This is a genomic window from Actinoplanes sp. HUAS TT8 (genome assembly GCF_051380535.1).
In the GTDB taxonomy this organism is placed as follows: domain Bacteria; phylum Actinomycetota; class Actinomycetes; order Mycobacteriales; family Micromonosporaceae; genus Actinoplanes.
Genome location: NZ_CP195646.1, coordinates 10,691,256 through 10,707,811 on the forward strand (window position 1 = coordinate 10,691,256; position 16,556 = coordinate 10,707,811).

At 69.8% G+C, this 16,556-nt stretch carries 18 protein-coding genes; 16 read left to right on the forward strand and 2 right to left on the reverse strand.

Going from position 1 to position 16,556, the window contains the following annotated elements:
• Positions 1-135 precede the first annotated feature (135 nt).
• Together ACSHV8_RS47790 and ACSHV8_RS47795 are read left to right on the forward strand one after the other, a co-directional pair.
• Positions 136-924: a sporulation protein gene (locus ACSHV8_RS47790; protein WP_436527120.1), complete on the forward strand. Its 789-nt coding sequence runs from the start codon at positions 136-138 to the stop codon at positions 922-924.
• Positions 925-970: 46 nt separating this feature from the next.
• Positions 971-2,284, forward strand: coding sequence for a phospholipase D-like domain-containing protein (locus ACSHV8_RS47795; protein WP_436527121.1), 1,314 nt, complete (start codon positions 971-973; stop codon positions 2,282-2,284).
• Between the two features lies 1 nt (position 2,285).
• Here ACSHV8_RS47795 and dtd read toward each other — a convergent pair whose 3' ends face one another.
• On the reverse strand, positions 2,286-2,708 hold the full coding sequence (dtd, locus tag ACSHV8_RS47800) for a D-aminoacyl-tRNA deacylase (protein WP_436527122.1): 423 nt from the start codon (positions 2,706-2,708) through the stop codon (positions 2,286-2,288).
• A 152-nt stretch (positions 2,709-2,860) separates the two neighbouring features.
• Here dtd and ACSHV8_RS47805 point away from each other — a divergent pair, with 152 nt between their 5' ends.
• The 14 genes from ACSHV8_RS47805 to ACSHV8_RS47870 are packed head-to-tail and all read left to right on the forward strand — an operon-like array spanning position 2,861 to position 15,155.
• Positions 2,861-4,804 carry a methyl-accepting chemotaxis protein gene (locus ACSHV8_RS47805; RefSeq protein ID WP_436527123.1) on the forward strand — a complete coding sequence of 648 codons (1,944 nt, stop codon included), beginning with the start codon at positions 2,861-2,863 and terminating at the stop codon, positions 4,802-4,804.
• Between the two features lie 2 nt (positions 4,805-4,806).
• Positions 4,807-6,360 carry a chemotaxis protein CheW gene (locus tag ACSHV8_RS47810; RefSeq protein ID WP_436527124.1) on the forward strand — a complete coding sequence of 518 codons (1,554 nt, stop codon included), beginning with the start codon at positions 4,807-4,809 and terminating at the stop codon, positions 6,358-6,360.
• 5 nt (positions 6,361-6,365) lie between these two features.
• A complete protein-coding gene (gene cheB / locus ACSHV8_RS47815) occupies positions 6,366-7,397 on the forward strand; it encodes a chemotaxis-specific protein-glutamate methyltransferase CheB (RefSeq protein WP_436527125.1) in 1,032 nt (343 codons plus the stop codon).
• Positions 7,398-7,412: 15 nt separating this feature from the next.
• Positions 7,413-8,027, forward strand: a complete 615-nt coding sequence (locus ACSHV8_RS47820) for a HEAT repeat domain-containing protein (protein ID WP_436527126.1) — start codon at positions 7,413-7,415, stop codon at positions 8,025-8,027.
• Positions 8,027-8,896, forward strand: a complete 870-nt coding sequence (locus ACSHV8_RS47825; RefSeq protein WP_436527127.1) for a CheR family methyltransferase — start codon at positions 8,027-8,029, stop codon at positions 8,894-8,896. Before ACSHV8_RS47820 ends, ACSHV8_RS47825 begins: the two co-directional genes overlap by 1 nt.
• Positions 8,896-9,276, forward strand: coding sequence for a response regulator (locus ACSHV8_RS47830; protein WP_436527128.1), 381 nt, complete (start codon positions 8,896-8,898; stop codon positions 9,274-9,276). The genes ACSHV8_RS47825 and ACSHV8_RS47830 overlap by 1 nt, the downstream gene beginning before the upstream one ends.
• Positions 9,273-11,657 (forward strand): chemotaxis protein CheA, encoded by a 2,385-nt coding sequence (locus ACSHV8_RS47835; RefSeq protein ID WP_436527129.1) that lies wholly within the window; start codon positions 9,273-9,275, stop codon positions 11,655-11,657. The genes ACSHV8_RS47830 and ACSHV8_RS47835 overlap by 4 nt, the downstream gene beginning before the upstream one ends.
• Entirely contained in the window at positions 11,638-11,913 is a 276-nt protein-coding gene (locus tag ACSHV8_RS47840; RefSeq protein ID WP_436527130.1) for a hypothetical protein, read from the forward strand. Before ACSHV8_RS47835 ends, ACSHV8_RS47840 begins: the two co-directional genes overlap by 20 nt.
• Positions 11,910-12,281: a response regulator gene (locus tag ACSHV8_RS47845; protein WP_436527131.1), complete on the forward strand. Its 372-nt coding sequence runs from the start codon at positions 11,910-11,912 to the stop codon at positions 12,279-12,281. The genes ACSHV8_RS47840 and ACSHV8_RS47845 overlap by 4 nt, the downstream gene beginning before the upstream one ends.
• Before the next feature lie 30 nt (positions 12,282-12,311).
• Positions 12,312-13,358 (forward strand): methyl-accepting chemotaxis protein, encoded by a 1,047-nt coding sequence (locus tag ACSHV8_RS47850; protein ID WP_436527132.1) that lies wholly within the window; start codon positions 12,312-12,314, stop codon positions 13,356-13,358.
• Positions 13,359-13,378: 20 nt separating this feature from the next.
• Positions 13,379-13,651 (forward strand): hypothetical protein, encoded by a 273-nt coding sequence (locus ACSHV8_RS47855; RefSeq protein ID WP_436527133.1) that lies wholly within the window; start codon positions 13,379-13,381, stop codon positions 13,649-13,651.
• Positions 13,648-14,160 carry a GAF domain-containing protein gene (locus ACSHV8_RS47860; protein ID WP_436527134.1) on the forward strand — a complete coding sequence of 171 codons (513 nt, stop codon included), beginning with the start codon at positions 13,648-13,650 and terminating at the stop codon, positions 14,158-14,160. The genes ACSHV8_RS47855 and ACSHV8_RS47860 overlap by 4 nt, the downstream gene beginning before the upstream one ends.
• Before the next feature lie 4 nt (positions 14,161-14,164).
• Positions 14,165-14,740 (forward strand): HhH-GPD-type base excision DNA repair protein, encoded by a 576-nt coding sequence (locus ACSHV8_RS47865; protein ID WP_436527135.1) that lies wholly within the window; start codon positions 14,165-14,167, stop codon positions 14,738-14,740.
• 43 nt (positions 14,741-14,783) lie between these two features.
• Positions 14,784-15,155, forward strand: coding sequence for a DUF3099 domain-containing protein (locus ACSHV8_RS47870; protein ID WP_436527136.1), 372 nt, complete (start codon positions 14,784-14,786; stop codon positions 15,153-15,155).
• A gap of 508 nt (positions 15,156-15,663) precedes the next feature.
• On the opposite strand, the gene ACSHV8_RS47875 is transcribed toward ACSHV8_RS47870, so the two are convergent.
• Entirely contained in the window at positions 15,664-16,554 is an 891-nt protein-coding gene (locus ACSHV8_RS47875) for a carbohydrate kinase family protein (RefSeq protein WP_436527137.1), read from the reverse strand.
• Positions 16,555-16,556 lie beyond the last annotated feature (2 nt).

Genomic DNA, 16,556 nt, shown 5'->3' on the forward strand with positions numbered 1-16,556 from the left:
TCGTCGCAGACGCGTTAAGCGGAGGTGAGGCCAGCGTCCAGGTGGCATGAATCAGGGAGAACCCTGACGTCGGCAAGCCGACAAGCCTGGGTGAAACGGACGATCATCCTTGCCGCGCGGGGATAATGTGCAGGCGTGGTCTTCAAAAGGATGTTGCAAGCACTCGGTGTGGGTGGCCCGTCCGTCGACACCGTGCTGACGAATCCGAACTGTCGCCCCGGTGGTTCCCTGGAGGGTCAGGTCCACGTCGTCGGGGGCGACCACGCGGTCGACGTGGAATATGTGGCCGTCGGCCTGATGACCCGGGTCGAGGTCGAGAGCGGCGACAGTGAGTACCAGACCAACCAGGAGTTCCATCGCCAGCGCCTGACCGGCTCGTTCCGCCTGGAGGCCGGGGCCCGGCACGACGTCCCGTTCCGGTTCGAGGTGCCGTGGCAGACCCCCATCACCGAGGTGTACGGGCAGCGCCTGCACGGCATGACGATGGGCCTGGCCACCGAGCTGGAGGTCGCCCGCGCGGTCGACAAGTCCGACCTGGACGCGGTGCACGTCCACCCGCTGCCGGCGCAGGAGCGCATCCTGCAGGCGCTGCTGCGGCTCGGCTTCCGCTTCCACAAGGCCGACGTGGAGCGTGGCCGGGTCTACGGGGTGGAGCAGGAGCTGCCGTTCTACCAGGAGATCGAGTTCTACCCGCCGGCGCAGTTCGCCGCCGGCATCACCCAGCTGGAGCTGACGTTCCTGCCCACGCCGCGCAAGCTGCAGGTGGTGCTCGAGCTGGACAAGCGCGGTGGCCTGTTCACCGAGGGGCACGACGCGTTCGGCAGCTTCGACGTCGATTACGCGACCGTGGACCAGGTCGACTGGATCGGCCGCCTCGACGAGTGGTTGCGCCAGTCGGCCTCGCGTCGGGGCTTCCGCTTCTGATCGTCTAATATTCCCCTGCCATTCATTTACACGGGGGAATATTTAAATGCGAAGAGCTCTGACCGCGTTCGTGGCACTGATCGTCGCCGGGGTGGTCGCGGCCGTGCCGTCTCCATCCCCGGCCAGTGCCGCCGAGCCCGATCCGGTGATCGGCGGCGCCGTCTTCAACAACCCGGCCGGGGCCCAGACCTCGCAATATGCGATCTACCAGCAGATCGCCCGGATCATCGACCGGGTGCCGGCGGGCGAGACGATCCGCATGTCGTGGCTCGACTTCTCCAACCCGGTCGCGGCCGGTGAGGCCGACACGGCCGAGCGGCCCAACCTGGTCGAGCGGCTCAAGACCGCTCACCAGCGCGGTGTGAACGTGCAGATCATCCTGAACTACTCGTCGTACGACGACAGTGCCGGCACCCGGATCTACCCGGGCGTGGCCCTCTCGGCCGAGCTGGGCACGAACGCCGCGGCGTCGTCCTTCGTGATGTTCTGCCGGGACGGGGCCGGTTGCATCGCCAAGCGCTCGGTCTACAACGTGCTGGCCTACAACCACAACAAGTTCCTGCTCGCCTCGCGGGTGGTGCTCAACAGCGGCGCCTCGGTGAGCAACGTGGCGTTCCAGTCGTCCGGCAACCTCACGGTGTGGGACGCGGAGTCCGCGTACAACAACTCGATCACGTGGAGCGAGCTCAGCTCGTACACCAACTACGTGAACTACTTCGCCGACCAGAAGAAGTACGGGCCGCTCGCCACCGGGGTGGACAACTACTACCGGACCGGTTCGACCGACGACGTCTACAAGACGCACTTCTTCCCGCGGATGGAGACCGACGGGGACCCGAACCAGACCTCGACCGACACGATGATCTCGGTGCTGAACTCGGTGACCTGCTCGTACAAGGGCGAGACGGACGGGCTGACCCACCAGACCGACATCCGGGTCGTCGTCTGGGGCTTCACCCGGATCGAGGTCGCCAAGAAGCTGTCGGCGCTGGCCAAGGCCGGCTGCTGGGTGGATGTCGTCTACGCGGCCGGGCCGTCGTCGGACCCCTACGCCTACGCCAGCGAGCGGGTGGTCAACGAGCTGAAGAGCGCGGGGACCAAGCTCGGCCTGCACAGCTGCGGTGTGGCCTACGACGGGCGGACCCTCAAGCCGCACAGCAAGTACATGCTGATCGACGGGCAGTACGACGACGACCAGATCCCGCGGGTCTTCACCGGTAGCCACAACTACTCGTACTCGGCCCTGCGCAACGCCGACGAGACGATCGTGCGGGTGCGCAGCGCGGAGATCCACCGCCAGTACCTGACCAACTTCTACAAGGTCCGGGACACCTGCAGCGGCAAGATCCCGCCCTCCTGATTCACAGCTCCAACAGGATCGTCCGCGGTCCGACGTTCACCGATTCGACGAGCATGTGCGCCCGGAAGCGACCGGTCTCCACGGTCGCTCCCCGGGCGCGCAGTGCTTCCACGTACGCCATGACCAGCGGCTCGGCCACCTCGGCGGGCGCCGCCGCGTTCCAGGTGGGCCGGCGACCCTTGCGCGCGTCGCCGTACAGCGTGAACTGACTGACGACCAGCAGCGGGGCGTCCTCGTCCGACGCCGACCGGTCCCCGTCCAGGATCCGCAGCTCCCACGTCTTGCGGGCGAGTTCCGCCGCCGTGGCCGGCGTGTCGTCGTGGGTCACCCCGACCAGCACGAGAAGCCCGTCGGTGATCTTCCCGATCACCTCGTCGTCGACCGTGACACTCGCCCGGCTCACCGTCTGCACCAAAGCCCGCATGCCGCGCAGCCTAAAACATCGAACTGGCCGCATACTCCCTCGCCGAGGCGGCGAGGATGCCAAGAATTGGTGCCGGGCGGAGGGGCCACCGGACGTTCGATTTTCTGGGGAGGGTGGCCGGATCGCCACCGGACTCAGACGGGAGACCACCCATGCCCCTCACCAGTACTGCGAACGGACGGAGCACCGAGCAGACCCGGCCGGCCCGCTCACCCGCCGCTCCGGCCACCGCCGCCCGGAGCGCTCGGGGGCCGGACAGCGACGCGACCCGGCGACAGGCCCGGTCGGTGGCCAAGCAGCAGCAGGCGGCCGAGCGGATCGCCGCCGCCACCGCCGAGATCTCCGCGCAGAACGCCGAGGCCGCCGAGGCGTCGCGCCAGCTCACCGAGTCCATGCAACAGATCGCCGCCGGCGCCGAGGAGGCCTCGGGCGCGACCCAGCAGAGCCTGGCCGCGATGAACCAGATCGAGGACCGGGTCGGCCGTCAGGAGCTGACCACCCGTCAGGTCGCCGACCTCAGCCATGCCTTGCAGGGGCTGTTGAACGAGACCCGGACCGGGATCGTCGGCCTGCTGACCAACGTCGAGAGCGCGTCCGCCCGGCAGACGGCGTCCGTCGTGACCATCTCCGAGCTGGAGAAGCAGGCGGACGAGATCGGCGAGATCGTGAAGACCGTCGCGCACATCGCCGACCAGACGAACCTGCTGGCGCTGAACGCGGCGATCGAGGCGGCCCGGGCCCGGCAGCACGGCAAGGGCTTCGCGGTGGTCGCCGACGAGGTTCGCACGCTGGCCGAGACCAGCGAGCGCAGCGCGCGGCAGATCCGGGACCTGATCGACGAGGTCCGCAATTCGGTGACCGAGATCGCGGGCGCGGTGCAGAGCTCCGCGGAGATGGCCCGGGGCGAGGCGGAGAAGGGCAAGGCGATCACCTCGCAACTGGAGACGATCCGGGCCGACATGGGTTCGATCATGTCGGCGGCGACCGAGATGGCCGCCGTGGCGGAACAGGCCAAGCGCTCCGCCGGGAGCGCCAAACAGCGGTCCGAGGAGATCGCCGCCGCGGCCGAGCAGCAATCCGCGGCGTGCGAGGAGTCGTTGCAGACGGTCGGTCAGCAGACCCAGGCGTTGCGGCAGAGCGAGGAGGCGGCCGAGGCCCTGGCCGAGGTTTCCGAGACGCTGCGCAGCAGCACCGACATCGCGAAGAGCGCCGAGGACGTGGCGTCGACGGCCGAAGAGCTGTCCGCGGCGGTGGAGGAGATCAATCGGGCGGCCAGCCAGATCGACATCGCGATCAAGGAGATCAACGCCGGAGCGCGGACGGCCGCCGAGAAGGGTGAGCAGACGGCCGTGCTGGTGAACGAGATCGAGCAGGGGGCGCAGCTCTCGGCGGAGCGCGGCAACACCGCGGTGGAGCGCTCGGACGCGATCCTGGAGCTGCTGGCCACCAACAAGGAAGCGGTCGACTCGATGATCGACGCGATCGGCCGGGCCGCCCGGGAGGGCATCGACAACGTCCGGAAGGTCGGCGAGCTGGAACAGATCTCGCGCCGGATCGACAAGATCGTCGACGCGATCGCGAACGTGTCGATCCAGACCAACATGCTGGCCGTGAACGGTTCGGTCGAGTCGGCCCGGGCGGGCGAGTTCGGCAAGGGTTTCGCCGTGGTCTCCACGGACATCCGGAACCTGGCCAGGGATTCGGCGGACAACGCCGACCGGATCAAGGATCTGGTCAAGTCGGTTCAGGATCGGATCGTCGAGGTCCGTGGCGATCTGGAGGAGACCAGTCGCCTGTCGCTGGCCGAGGCGGAAGCGGCGAAGGCCACCACCGCGCGGCTGGACGAGATCGAGCGCGACATGCAACAGGTGCGGGGCGGCAACCAGGAGGTGAGCGAGGGCGCCGAGGAGATCGCCAAGGTGCTCGGCGAGGTGAAGATCGGCCTGGAACAGATCTCCGGCTCCGCCAGCGAGGCCGAGCAGCTCGCCGCGCAGGCCTCCACCGCCGCCCGCGAGCAGGCCCAGGGCGCCGAAGAACTGGCCGCCGCCGTCGAGGAGATCGCCGCACTCGCCGACGAGCTGCAGAATGCGGGCTGATCATGGACGACATCGAGTTGGGCGAGGACGGGGACTCCTCCGACTACGTCACCTTCGACATGGTGGGAGAGCGGTACGCCTTCCCGATGCGCCGGGTACAGGAGATCATCCGGATGCCGTCGGTGGTGAAGGTCCCGCTCGGGCCACCGTCCCTGGAAGGGCTGGCCAACCTGCGGGGCCGTGTCCTGCCGGTGGTCAACCTGCGGCAATGCTGCGCGCTGGAGCAGGCTGAGCACGACGAGACCACCCGAGTGATCGTGGTCGACGGCGGGGTGCCGCTCGGCTTCGTGGTGGACCGGGTGGCCAGCGTGATCAGCGTCGACCCGCAAGCGCTCGAACCGGCCGAGGCGGTGCAGGCCACGGTCCGTTCGGACGTGCTGGTCGGCGTGATCAAATCGGATGGCGGGGAGATGACCACGGTTCTCGACGTCGATCAGCTGATCGGTACCCAGTTCACCCGGCTGGCCGAGAGACGCGGCGGCGGCGGTGGCCGGGACGCCGCGGTGTCCCGGATGTCCGGCGAGCCGGATCCGGACGCCGAGTCGGACGACACGCTGGAACTGGTCAGTTTCGCGGTCGAGGGCCAGGAGTACGCCCTGCCGATCGACCAGGTGCAGGAGATCGTCCAGGCCCCGGAGTCGGTCAGCCACGTCCCGAACGCGGCCGGCCAGGTGCTCGGCGTGATCGACCTGCGCGGCCGGCTGCTGCCGGTGGTGAGCATGCGCCGGGTCTTCGGGCTGCCGGTCACACCGCTGGAGGCGCAGAACCGGATCGTCGTCGTCTCCCTGCCGGACGGGGTGGTCGGCGTCGTGATGGACACCGTGCGCGAGGTGCTGCGGGTCCCGCACGAGCTGGTCGCGCCGCTGCCGAGCGTGGTGGCCGGGGCACGCGGCCGGACCGAGGTGGAGTCGGTGTGCCGCCTGGAGGACGGCAAGCGGCTCGTCTCGGTGCTGAGCGTGAACCGGATGTTCGACTCGCCCGAGGTACGCGACGAGATCGCCGAGTACCGGGACGACGCCCAGGAGGCAACCATGGACCGTCCAGGCGAGGCCGACGACGGCCGCGGTGACGAGGAACTGTTCGTCGTCTTCCGGCTCGACGACGAGGAGTACGCGGTCGACGTCGACGCGGTGCAGGAGATCATCCGGGTGCCCCAGGCGCTGATCCGGGTGCCGAAGTCCTTCGACTTCGTAGAGGGCCTGGTCAACCTTCGCGGCACGGTGTTGCCGGTGGTGGACCTGCGGACCCGGCTCGGCCTGGTCCGCACCGACCGGGACGAACGGCAGCGGATCGTGGTGCTGATCATCGGCGGGGTCCGGACCGGTTTCATCGTCGACTCGGTGGCCGAGGTCGCCCGGGTCGGCCGCAACGTCCTGGAACCGGCCCCGGAGCTCTCCGAGGAGCAGGCACGCGTGGTGTCCCGGGTCGCCAATCTGCCCGAGCAGCAACGGATGCTGCTGCTCGTACAGGTGGATCAGCTACTCGCGGCCGAGCAGGCCGTCGTGGCGGCGCGCCTGGGCGAGGAGACCGCCGACGAGGCACTCGCCGGGGTTTGAGCACGATGGCAACTTCGGTCCTGGTTGTCGACGACTCGGCGCTGATGCGGCGGGCGCTCAAGGGCATGCTCGTGGACGCGGGCGACTTCGAGGTGCACACCGCCCGCAACGGGGTGGACGCCTTGGACCAGCTCGATCGCGTCCACCCAGATGTGGTCACCCTGGACGTGAACATGCCGGAGATGGACGGACTCACCTGCCTGGCCGAGATCATGGCGAAGCATCCGACCCCGGTCGTCATGGTCTCCTCCCTGACTGATCACAACGCCCTGGTCACGCTGGAGGCGTTGCAGCTGGGCGCGGTCGACTACGTGCCCAAGCCGGGCGGCACGGTCTCCCTCAACATCGACGAGGTCGCCGCCGAGCTGGTCAACAAGGTGCGCGGCGCGGCGAAAGCGAGGATCAAACGGGCCCGGCGGGGCGTTGCACCGCCCGTACGGGAGCACCTCTCTTCCGAGAGGAACCAGGTGGACCTGGTCCTGATCGGTTCGTCCACCGGCGGCCCGGCGCTGCTCTCCGAGCTGTTGCCACAGCTGCCCGGCACGCTGGCCGCACCGGTCGTGGTGGCTCAGCACATCCCGGCCTCGTTCACCGCGCCCCTGGCCCGCCGGCTGGACGACGCCTGCTCGCTGAGGGTGCACGAGGTCGACCGGGTCATGACGCTCCGCCGCGGGAATGTCTATATCGGCCGTGGTGGCGCCGACGTCCTGGTGGCGCGGCGCGCCGACGGGATGATCGTGAAGTCCTCGCCGGCTGACCCGCAGTACCGCTGGCATCCCAGCGTGGACCGGCTGGTGCAGTCGGCGAGTCGCTGTGCCGACCCCCAGCGGCTGGTGTGCGTGCTGCTGACCGGCATGGGAGACGACGGCGCCGCGGCGATGGCCGCGGTCCGGATCGCCGGCGGCCGGACCATCGCCGAGAGCCAGGAGACCGCGGTGGTCTGGGGAATGCCCGGCGAACTGGTCCGCCGGGGCGGGGCCACCGAGGTGCTGCCGGCGTACGAGATCGCCGGCCGGCTTGTCGACTGGGTGCGCTGAGAGAGGTTGAGGGGCATGGGACTGGTCCGTAAACAGGCCGCCGAGCCGGAGACGCCACGCGCGCTCGACCCGGGCGCGCTGATCCGCCAGCTCGACGACTCGGATCCGGAGCGCCGCCGCGAGGCCGCACTCGATCTGGCCGACGTGCCGGACGCGGTTCCGGAGCTGCTGGCCCGCGCCGGGCTGGAGTCCGAGCCGCGGGTGCGCGACGCGGTGCTGACCACGCTCGCCGGGCACGACACGGAAGTGGTCGCGGCCGGCCTGGCGGTCCATCTGGCCAGTGACGATGCCGGGCTGCGGACGGCGGTGGCCGAGTCGCTGGCGACCATGCCGCGGTCGGTCCCGGCGCTTCTTCCCAGCCTGGTCGCGGCGCCCGATCACGATGTACGCGTGATGACCGCCATGGTCCTCGCCGACCTCGCCGACCCGGCCGCACACGACTGGCTGATCCGGATGATCACCGAGGACGACCATCCCAACGTGGTGACGGCCGCGATCGACGCGTTCCTGCCGTCCGCCACGAGCGATCATGTCCCGGTCCTCCAGGCGGCCGCCGATCGCTTCCCGGACGATCCGTTCCTCCAGTTCACGGTCCGGGTATCACTGCCACGGCTGGCCGGTACGGCGTGATGGCCGGCGCCACCACGACCGGTTCCGGCCTCAGCGATGCTGACTTCACCCGGTTCACCGAGTACTTCTACAAACGCACCGGCATCCACTTCACGACGGGCAAGCGGTACTTCGTCGACAAGCGTGTGGAGACGTGCGTCCGCAGTTCGCCCTACGACTCGTTCACGACCTGGTTCGCCGCGCTCCGGATGGACAAGCCGGACATGCTCCAGGAGCTGATCAACCAGCTCACCGTGAACGAGACGTACTTCCTGCGTGAGGACTACCAGTTCGACGCGATGCTCAGCACGGTCCTGCCGAATACCCTGGTGGCGCGGGGTGGACCGGCGCGGATGACCGGCCCCGTCAAGATCCTCTCGCTGCCCTGCTCGACCGGCGAGGAACCGTACTCGATCGCCCTGCGCCTCCTCGAGGAATGGGATCAGATCGACCACGTCGACGTCGAGATCCACGGGGCCGACATCGACAGCGACGTGCTGGCCAAGGCGGCGCACGCCAGCTACGGCGAACGGTCGCTGTCGCGGGTGCCGCGTGCCTGGGTGGACAAGTACTTCACCGCGGTCGGCTCCGGGCGCTACCAGGTCGACGAGGGCATCCGTAGCGCGGTCACGCTGCACAAGATGAATGTCTGCGACACCACGGCGATGCGTGCCCTCCGCGACTTCGACCTGATCTTCTGCCGCAATGTGCTGATCTACTTCGACGAGCTGTCCAGCCGGCGAGCCGCCGAGAACCTCTACGGCGCGCTGCGTCCCGGCGGCTACCTCTTCCTCGGGCATTCCGAGTCGATGAGCCGGATCTCGCCGATTTTCACCCCGACCCGCCTGCCGGAGGGCATCGTCTACCAGCGACCGACCGGAGCGAAGTGATGACCCGAGTTTTGGTAGTGGACGACGCCGCGACCGTGCGTCTCTATCACTGCAGCCTGCTCCAGGAAGCCGGCTTCGAGGTGGCCGAGGCGGCGAATGGGCTGGAGGCCGTCGAGGCGGCCATGACCGCGTCCTACGACCTGTTCGTGGTGGACGTGAACATGCCCAAGATGAACGGCTACACCTGTGTGGAGACGCTGCGTTCGGAGGCTGTCGGGACGGCCGCGCCGGTGCTGATGATCAGCACCGAGGACCGGCCCGGCGACGCCGACCGGGCATATCAGGCCGGGGCCAACCTCTACCTGGTCAAGCCGGTGGACGCCGAGCGGCTGGTCCGGGTCGCCACCATGCTTACCGCGGGAAGGGGCCCGGCGGCATGAATCCGCTGCTCGCCCAGTTCCTGGCCGAGGCCGGCGACCTGCTCGCCTCGGTCGACGACGGCCTGCTGCAGCTGGAACGCAATCCCGGCGACCCGGAGCTGGTCAACGAGGTGTTCCGGGCCGCGCACACCTTCAAGGGCTCCTCCGGGCTTTTCGACTTCCCGGAACTGACCCGGCTCACCCATGCCGCCGAGGATCTCCTGGACTCGGTACGCGGCGGCCGGCTGGCGCTGGACTCCGGCATGGCCGACGACCTGCTCGCCGCGTTCGACCTGATCCGCGGCTGGCTCGCGCACGTTACCGCGCACGAGCGGTTGCCCGCCACGGCCGGTCAGGACGCGGCCGGTCTGATCACCCGGCTGCGGGCTCCGCTCGGCGAGCCCGAGGCCGTTGATCAAGGTCAAGGGCCTTCCGTCGTACGGCGGTCGGATCCACCCCCGGAATGGCTCGCGCACCTCGGCACGGAGTGGCTGATCGAGACCGCCGGCTGGCTCACCATCACCAGGTCCACACTGCGGTTCGTCCGGTACCGGCCGGATCAGGACTGCTTCTTCCGCGCCGAGGACCCGCTGCATCTGATCCGCCAGGTGCCCGGCCTGGCCAGGATGGTGGTGATCCGCCCCGAACAGTGGCCGCCGCGCGAGGAGTACGACGAGTACGCCTGCCTGGTCTCCTTTGTCGTCGCCACCCGCGCCTCGATCGGCGAGCTGGACTATCTGTTCCGCTATGTCTCGGACCAGATCAGCGTCGTCGAGCTGGACGGCGCGGCGATCACCCGCCACCTGGAGGACGAGGACCTGGCCGAAGCCGGGGCCGGGCCGGTGGCGCCGCCCGTGGTCGTGGAGCCCCTGCACGTCGACGCCGGACTGGCCGCCGACGCCCGGGCCGTGCTCATCGCCGCCCACCGCACCCTCGCCGTCGGCGAGCCGGCCGGCACCCAGCTGCTCGCCCTGATCAGCTCGGTCACCTCGGCCGCGGATGCGCTCGGCGTCCCGCTCGATCTGAGCGGCGCCGACCGTGCCGCGGTGAACGCCGCTGTCGAGGGTGTCCTGGGCCGCGCGCCGGTCGAGCCGGCCGCGACCCCGCCCGCCCTCGATTCGCCCGTGCTCGCCGCGCTGGTCGCGCCGCCCGCCGGGAGCGCGGCCGCGGCCGAGCCGGTCGCCCGGGCCGACGATCCCGGCGGCCAGGTCGGCACCCGGATACTCAAGGTTGACCAGGAGAAGGTGGACCGGCTGATGGAGCTGGTCGGTGAGCTGAACGTGGCCAAGAATGGGCTCACCTTCCTGGCCGCCGCAGCCGAGGAGGAGTACGGCAGCCGCGCGCTGAGCCGCCGGATCAAGGACCAGTATGCGGGCCTGCACCGGATCGCCGAAGAGCTGCAGGCGGCCGTCATGGACGTCCGGATGCTGCCGCTTTCGGTCGCCTTCGGCCGCTTCCCCCGGCTGGTGCGGGACCTGAGCCGCCGGCTCGGCAAGTCCATCGAACTGGTCACCGAAGGCGACGACACGATGGCCGACAAGGACGTCATCGAGGCCCTCGGCGACCCGCTGGTGCACCTGGTCCGCAACAGCCTCGACCACGGGATCGAGACCTCCGACGAGCGCGTTGCCGCCGGCAAGCCGGCTACCGCGCGGCTCACCCTCGCGGCGGTCGCCGACGGGGACGCGGTGCTGGTCGAGGTCTCGGACGACGGGCGGGGCGTGGACCCGGCCCGGGTGAAGCGGAAGGCGTACGAGAAAGGCCTGATCTCCGAGGAGGAACTGGAGGCCCTCAGCGACAGCGAGGCCGTGGACCTGGTCTTCCGGGCCGGCTTCTCGACCGCCGACCAGATCTCCGACCTCTCCGGACGCGGCGTGGGGATGGACGCGGTCCGGGCCAGCGTGGAGAAGCTCGGCGGCACCGTGACCATGCGCTCCCAGCTGGGCGGCGGCACCGTCACCCGGTTGCGGCTGCCGCTCTCCATGGCGGTCACCCAGGTGATGGTGGTCAGTGTGGCCGGCCAGCGCTTCGGTGTCCCGGTGGATCTGGTGGTGGAGACGGTCCGGGTGCCGGCCGCTGAGATGGGCCGGGTCCTGCACCAGGACGTCGTGGTGATGCGCGGTGAGGTGGTGCCGGTGATCGACCTGGCCCGGGCACTGGAGATGCCGTGGTCGCCGGCGGCCGACCGGGATCGTGCGGTACTGATCGCGTCGGTGAACGGACAGCGAATCGGCCTTCTGGTCGAGCAGTTCCACCGCGAGGTCGACGTGATCCTCAAGCCGATGGAGGGTCTGCTCGCCTACGCCGACGAGTTCTCCGGCACCGCACTGCTCGGCGACGGCCTGGTTCTGCTGGTACTGAACCTGAAGGAGGTGCTCGGCCTTGCCGCTCGAACTGCATGACGAGAACGCCACCCTGATCGGGGTGGTGACGGTCGACGAGGTGGAACAGTTCGTCGGCTGGCTGCGCTCCTGCCGGCGCCCACGGGTCAGCCTGCGTCGATGCAACCATCTCCATACCGGCGCACTCCAGGCGATGCTGCTTTTCCGGCCGAAGATTTCAGCGGCACCGAAGGACGCCTTTCTGGCGGATCAGGTGCTGCCGCTGCTCACCGGAGCCGGCGGGGACACCAGCCGACAGGGGACCGAACCACCATGACCACCGTGATGCTCGTCGACGACTCGGCCACGATGCTGATGAGCCTGAAGTCGATCCTGACGAAGGCCGGTTACGCCGTCGAGACCGCCGCCCACGGCAAGGAGGCGCTGGACAAGCTCGGCAAGGGGGTCAAGCCGAACCTGATCATCAGTGACGTCAACATGCCGCAGATGGACGGGATCACCTTCGCCCGTGAGGCGCGTAAGACCCCGGGTATGCGGTTCACCCCGATCCTGATGCTGACCACCGAGTCGGAGCAGACCAAGCGGGCCGAGGCGAAGACCGCCGGTGCCACTGGCTGGCTGGTCAAGCCGGTCGGGCCCGACCAGTTGCTCGGTGTGATCAAGCAGGTGTTGCCCGGCGCCTGAGGGCGCGTTCCCACGCAACGGAGGTATCGCATGGTCAGCCTGCTCCGCAGGCCGACGCCTGGTCCGGATCAGATGGCGGGGCAGAGCGTCCGGGGCGACGTCGTCGCCGACGCGCTGGGCCCGGTCCCGGCGTACTGCGACGTGATCGACGGCCACGTGCGGGACGTGATCGAACAGACCGGTGACGCCGCGACGGCGATCGTCCAGCAGATGGTGAAGGTCGACTCGCTGGCTGAGGTGATGTCCGGCGACGTGTCCCGGCTTGCCGGCACCCTCAGCCGTACCGAGCGTGAGCTGAGTCAGGTCAGCTCGTCCAACGATCAACTGGTCGGCCGTCTGATCTCGTACTTCATCTACCGCGATCATCAGATCCGGGCCCTGGTCGACCAGATGCGGGACCTGAACGAGCACGTCAATGAGATCGAGCAGGTCAGCCGGGCCACCAACATCCTCGCCCTGAACGCGATGATCGAGGCGGTCCGGGCCGGTGAGGCCGGCGAGGGCTTCTCGGTCGTCGCCGACGAGGTGCGAAAACTGGCCCACCGCTCGTCAGAGGCGGCTCAGGGCATCGGCAGCAGCATCGCCGACCTGACCGCCAAGCTCGACGGCGTACTCTCCGACGACACCCAGTTCGATCGCGCCCAGGGTTTCCCGGTCGGCGACCAGGACACCGCGATGACCCGCCGGCTCGGTGGCATCGCCAGCGCCCAGCGGGAGATGTCGGAGATGGTCAGCGGCATCCTGCGGGACACCGTCGAAGCCGCGCGCCAGGTGCAGAAGAGTTCGGACGTGCTGATCTCGGAGACCACCGGAGCTGTCGGACATGTCCAGTTCCAGGACATCAGCCGCCAGATGCTGGAACATGTTGCTGACGCGGTGGCCGACATCTCTGGGCAGGCGGAGACGGTCACCGGGTACGCCCGGGGCGAGATCACCGAGGAAGAGGTCCGGAAACGAGCCATCGACGTCGATGATCTGCGAGCGAAGCACGTGATGGCCCGGCAGCGGTTCACACATGCCACGCAGACCGGAGCGGACGACCAGACCGCGGACGAACCGTTAATCGAACTGTTCTGAGCGAGGGAAGAGGCGTCGCGATGGCTCGCATGGAGGACTACGGCCAGGAGGTGCCGACCGAGGAGGACGCGGTCAAGGCCTTCGCTGACCTGGTCGGTCCGAGGATGGCCGAGGGGCTGTGGAGCCTCGCCGTGCAGTCGCTCGGCCTGGAACGGCCGGTCACCGACCCCGGCGACCTGCGCAAGGTGGCCGAGCACGTGATGGAGGTCGGTGAGCTGAGCCGGGTGGCCGGGCGCTCGCTGAAGGTGCGGCTGATCACGTACGAGGCCCTGGCCCGGACGGTCCAGTCGTGACCTCACCCGCCCAGGTGCGGGACCCCGTCCGCCTCCGCGAGGTGGCCCGGCTCGGGCTCGACCGCGAGGGCCCGCGGGACTACCTGACCGACGTGGTCAAGACGGTCTCGAACCGCCTCGGCACCCCGTTCGCGATCGTGGACGCCCTGCTCGACGACGCCCAGGTGTTCCTGGCCGGGTGCGGCCCGGTCCCGGAGTGGTTCGACGAGGCCGGCGGCACCCCGATCGAATGGGCGTTCTGCGCGCCGTTCGTCCAGGACCGCGTGCCCCGGGTCATCGACGACTTCACCAGCGACCCCAGGTACCGGCACAACCCCCTGGTCATCGTCGAGGGCGTGCGGTCGTACATCGGCGCCCCGCTGATCACCGCGGGTGGCCACGTCGTCGGCGGCCTGTGCGCCCTGGACCTGCGCCGCCGCAGCTTCACCGACGCCGACGTCGAATATCTGGCCGACATGGCCGACCGGACGATCCGCCGCATCGAGGAGCACGCCGAACCGGCATCATGACGGCATGACTTTCTCCCTGCCCATCCCGGCCGAGGCCAACGCGCTGCTGGACCGTTCGCCCCTGGCCGTGCTGCTCGGCCTGGTCCTGGACCAGCAGATCACCATGGAGAAGGCGTTCACCTCGCCGCTCGTGCTGGCCCAGCGGCTGGGCCACGAGCCGACCGCGACCGAGCTGGCCGACTTCGACCCCGAGGCGCTGCTCGAACACTTCGCGACCCCGCCCGCGCTGCACCGCTTCCCGAAGGCGATGGCCACCCGCGTGCAGGAGGTCTGCCGGGTGATCGCCGATCAGTACGACGGCGACGTCGCCGCCCTGTGGAAGGACGCCCCGACCGGCGCCGAACTCTACAAGCGGATCTTCGCGCTCCCCGGCTTCGGCCGGCAGAAGGCGCAGATCTTCGTCGCGCTGCTCGGCAAGCAGATCGAGGTGCGGCCGGCCGGCTGGCGGGAGGCCGCCGGCGGCTACGGCGACGAGGGCGCCTACCGCTCGGTCGCCGACATCGTCGACGACGAATCCCTGGCCAAGGTGCGCGAATACAAGAAGGCGGCGAAGGCGGAGGCCAAGGCCGCGAAGGGGTGACGCCGTTCCTGTGCAAGGATGGCAGGGTCGGACGGAGACCCCTGTGAAGAAGCAGCCCTCGGTGGTGATCACCGACGCCGCCCCGAGCCCCGGTGACCAGCTCCGCAGCCGCGAGATCCGTTACGTCACGATGATGAGCGCCCGCGTCGCCTGCCTGATCATCGGCGGGGTGCTGGTCAGCGTCAACGCGCCGTGGCTGCCGCTCTGGCTCACCCTCTGCGTCATCGGCATGGTCCTGCTGCCCTGGATGGCCGTGCTCATCGCCAACGACCGCTCACCGAAGTCGAAGGCCGAGCGCGCCGCCGACGCCGCCGCCCGCGAGCGCCACCAGATGTCCCTGACCGAGACCACCCCCGACCCGGTCGAGCCGATCACCATCGACGCCGAAATCATCGACCGAGACCCAAAACCGTAAGATCAAATTCTTCATTGCCCCGGTCCGCCGTGGTCCCGATCGTCGCTCCCGCGGGGACCCTTCCGACCCTCGCAGGCCGCTGGCGCGGCCAAAACGCAAGGCCCGAAAGGGCGACCTGATCTTCTGGTCACGCTCAAACCAACAACCCCACCCACCAGAGTCCCGCCCGCCGTCCCACGCAAGGCCGCAGCCCACCCCACCCCCAGCCGCGCCCCCGCCGCTCGGCTGGCCCTGAGGGCTCCAAAAACGGCCAGACACAACCCTGAGCACCAGCCGAGCCCCGCAACCCGCGCCGCCACGCCGGACCGGCGTCAACGCCGCGACGTGGCTGCCACGCAAGGCCCAGCCGCGACTCACGGGCTCGGCTGGTGCTCAGGGCTGTAAAAACGGCCGGAAACAGCCCTGAGCACCAGCTGGGTCTGTGACCCGCGCCGCGACGCCGGACCGGCGTCAACGCCGCGATGTGGCTGCCACGCAAGGTCCGGCTGGGGCGGCGCTGGGTGGGAGGTTATGGGGTGGGGCGGGCGCCGATTCGCTGGACGGCGGCGGCGCCGAGGGTGGCGCCGGCCGCGAGTGCGTCGAGCGGTGACGTTCCGGACAGCCAGGCTGCGAGCAGGCCCGCGGCGAAGGCGTCGCCGGCGCCCGTGGGGTCCTTGACCGGGACCGGGACGGCCGGGGCGGTCCACGACGAGCCGTCGCGGGAGGCCCAGACCGCGCCGGCGGCGCCCTGCTTGACGACGGCGTGGTGGACGAAAGCGGTCAGGCGGGCCGCCTGGTCGGCGGCGGGACCCGGACCGGCGAGGACGTCCGCCTCGTCGGCGTTGCACAGGAGCAGGTCGGAATCCCGTACCCAAGCAAGGAAGACCTCGGCCCCCGCATCGCGCAAGGGGGCAGCGGAGGCCGCGTCGACGCTCACCGTGATTCCTTGTTCTTTGGCGGCCGTGAGGGCCGCCAGGCCCGCCGGCCGGGACCCGGCGTGCAGCAGCGGATAACCGGAGAGGTGCAGATGGCTCCCGGGCGCCGCGGCCCGCACCGCGGCGGTCACGTGCCCGGGGTCGAGCAGCAGGCAGGCCCCCCGATCGGTGATCATGGTGCGTTCGTCGGCGCCGGTCAGCACGACGACGCTGCCGGTCACCGCCCCGGCCTGCACCTGGATCGCGTCCCCGACGCCGGCCGCGGTCAGCTCGGCCACCCGGTCCCGGCCGGCCGGGTCGTCCCCGACCGCGGCCACCAGCACCGTCGCCTGCCCGGAGTGGGCCAGCCAGGCGGCCGTGTTGGCCGCCTGGCCGCCGCCGCTCACCCGGATGGCGGCGGCGGTGTCCGAGCCGGGCCGGATCGGCCCGTCGTGTTCGACCAGCACGTCGGTGACCAGGTCACCGACGACGATCACGGCGCCCACGG

What these genes read in the sequence shown, in the direction of transcription:
- ACSHV8_RS47795 (WP_436527121.1), top strand. Translation starts at nt 971, where the DNA reads ATGCGAAGAGCTCTGACCGCGTTCGTGGCACTGATCGTCGCCGGGGTG.
- dtd (WP_436527122.1), bottom strand. Translation starts at nt 2,708, where the DNA reads ATGCGGGCTTTGGTGCAGACGGTGAGCCGGGCGAGTGTCACGGTCGAC.
- ACSHV8_RS47805 (WP_436527123.1), top strand. Translation starts at nt 2,861, where the DNA reads ATGCCCCTCACCAGTACTGCGAACGGACGGAGCACCGAGCAGACCCGG.
- ACSHV8_RS47810 (WP_436527124.1), top strand. Translation starts at nt 4,807, where the DNA reads ATGGACGACATCGAGTTGGGCGAGGACGGGGACTCCTCCGACTACGTC.
- cheB (WP_436527125.1), top strand. Translation starts at nt 6,366, where the DNA reads ATGGCAACTTCGGTCCTGGTTGTCGACGACTCGGCGCTGATGCGGCGG.
- ACSHV8_RS47820 (WP_436527126.1), top strand. Translation starts at nt 7,413, where the DNA reads ATGGGACTGGTCCGTAAACAGGCCGCCGAGCCGGAGACGCCACGCGCG.
- ACSHV8_RS47825 (WP_436527127.1), top strand. Translation starts at nt 8,027, where the DNA reads ATGGCCGGCGCCACCACGACCGGTTCCGGCCTCAGCGATGCTGACTTC.
- ACSHV8_RS47830 (WP_436527128.1), top strand. Translation starts at nt 8,896, where the DNA reads ATGACCCGAGTTTTGGTAGTGGACGACGCCGCGACCGTGCGTCTCTAT.
- ACSHV8_RS47835 (WP_436527129.1), top strand. Translation starts at nt 9,273, where the DNA reads ATGAATCCGCTGCTCGCCCAGTTCCTGGCCGAGGCCGGCGACCTGCTC.
- ACSHV8_RS47845 (WP_436527131.1), top strand. Translation starts at nt 11,910, where the DNA reads ATGACCACCGTGATGCTCGTCGACGACTCGGCCACGATGCTGATGAGC.
- ACSHV8_RS47850 (WP_436527132.1), top strand. Translation starts at nt 12,312, where the DNA reads ATGGTCAGCCTGCTCCGCAGGCCGACGCCTGGTCCGGATCAGATGGCG.
- ACSHV8_RS47855 (WP_436527133.1), top strand. Translation starts at nt 13,379, where the DNA reads ATGGCTCGCATGGAGGACTACGGCCAGGAGGTGCCGACCGAGGAGGAC.
- ACSHV8_RS47865 (WP_436527135.1), top strand. Translation starts at nt 14,165, where the DNA reads ATGACTTTCTCCCTGCCCATCCCGGCCGAGGCCAACGCGCTGCTGGAC.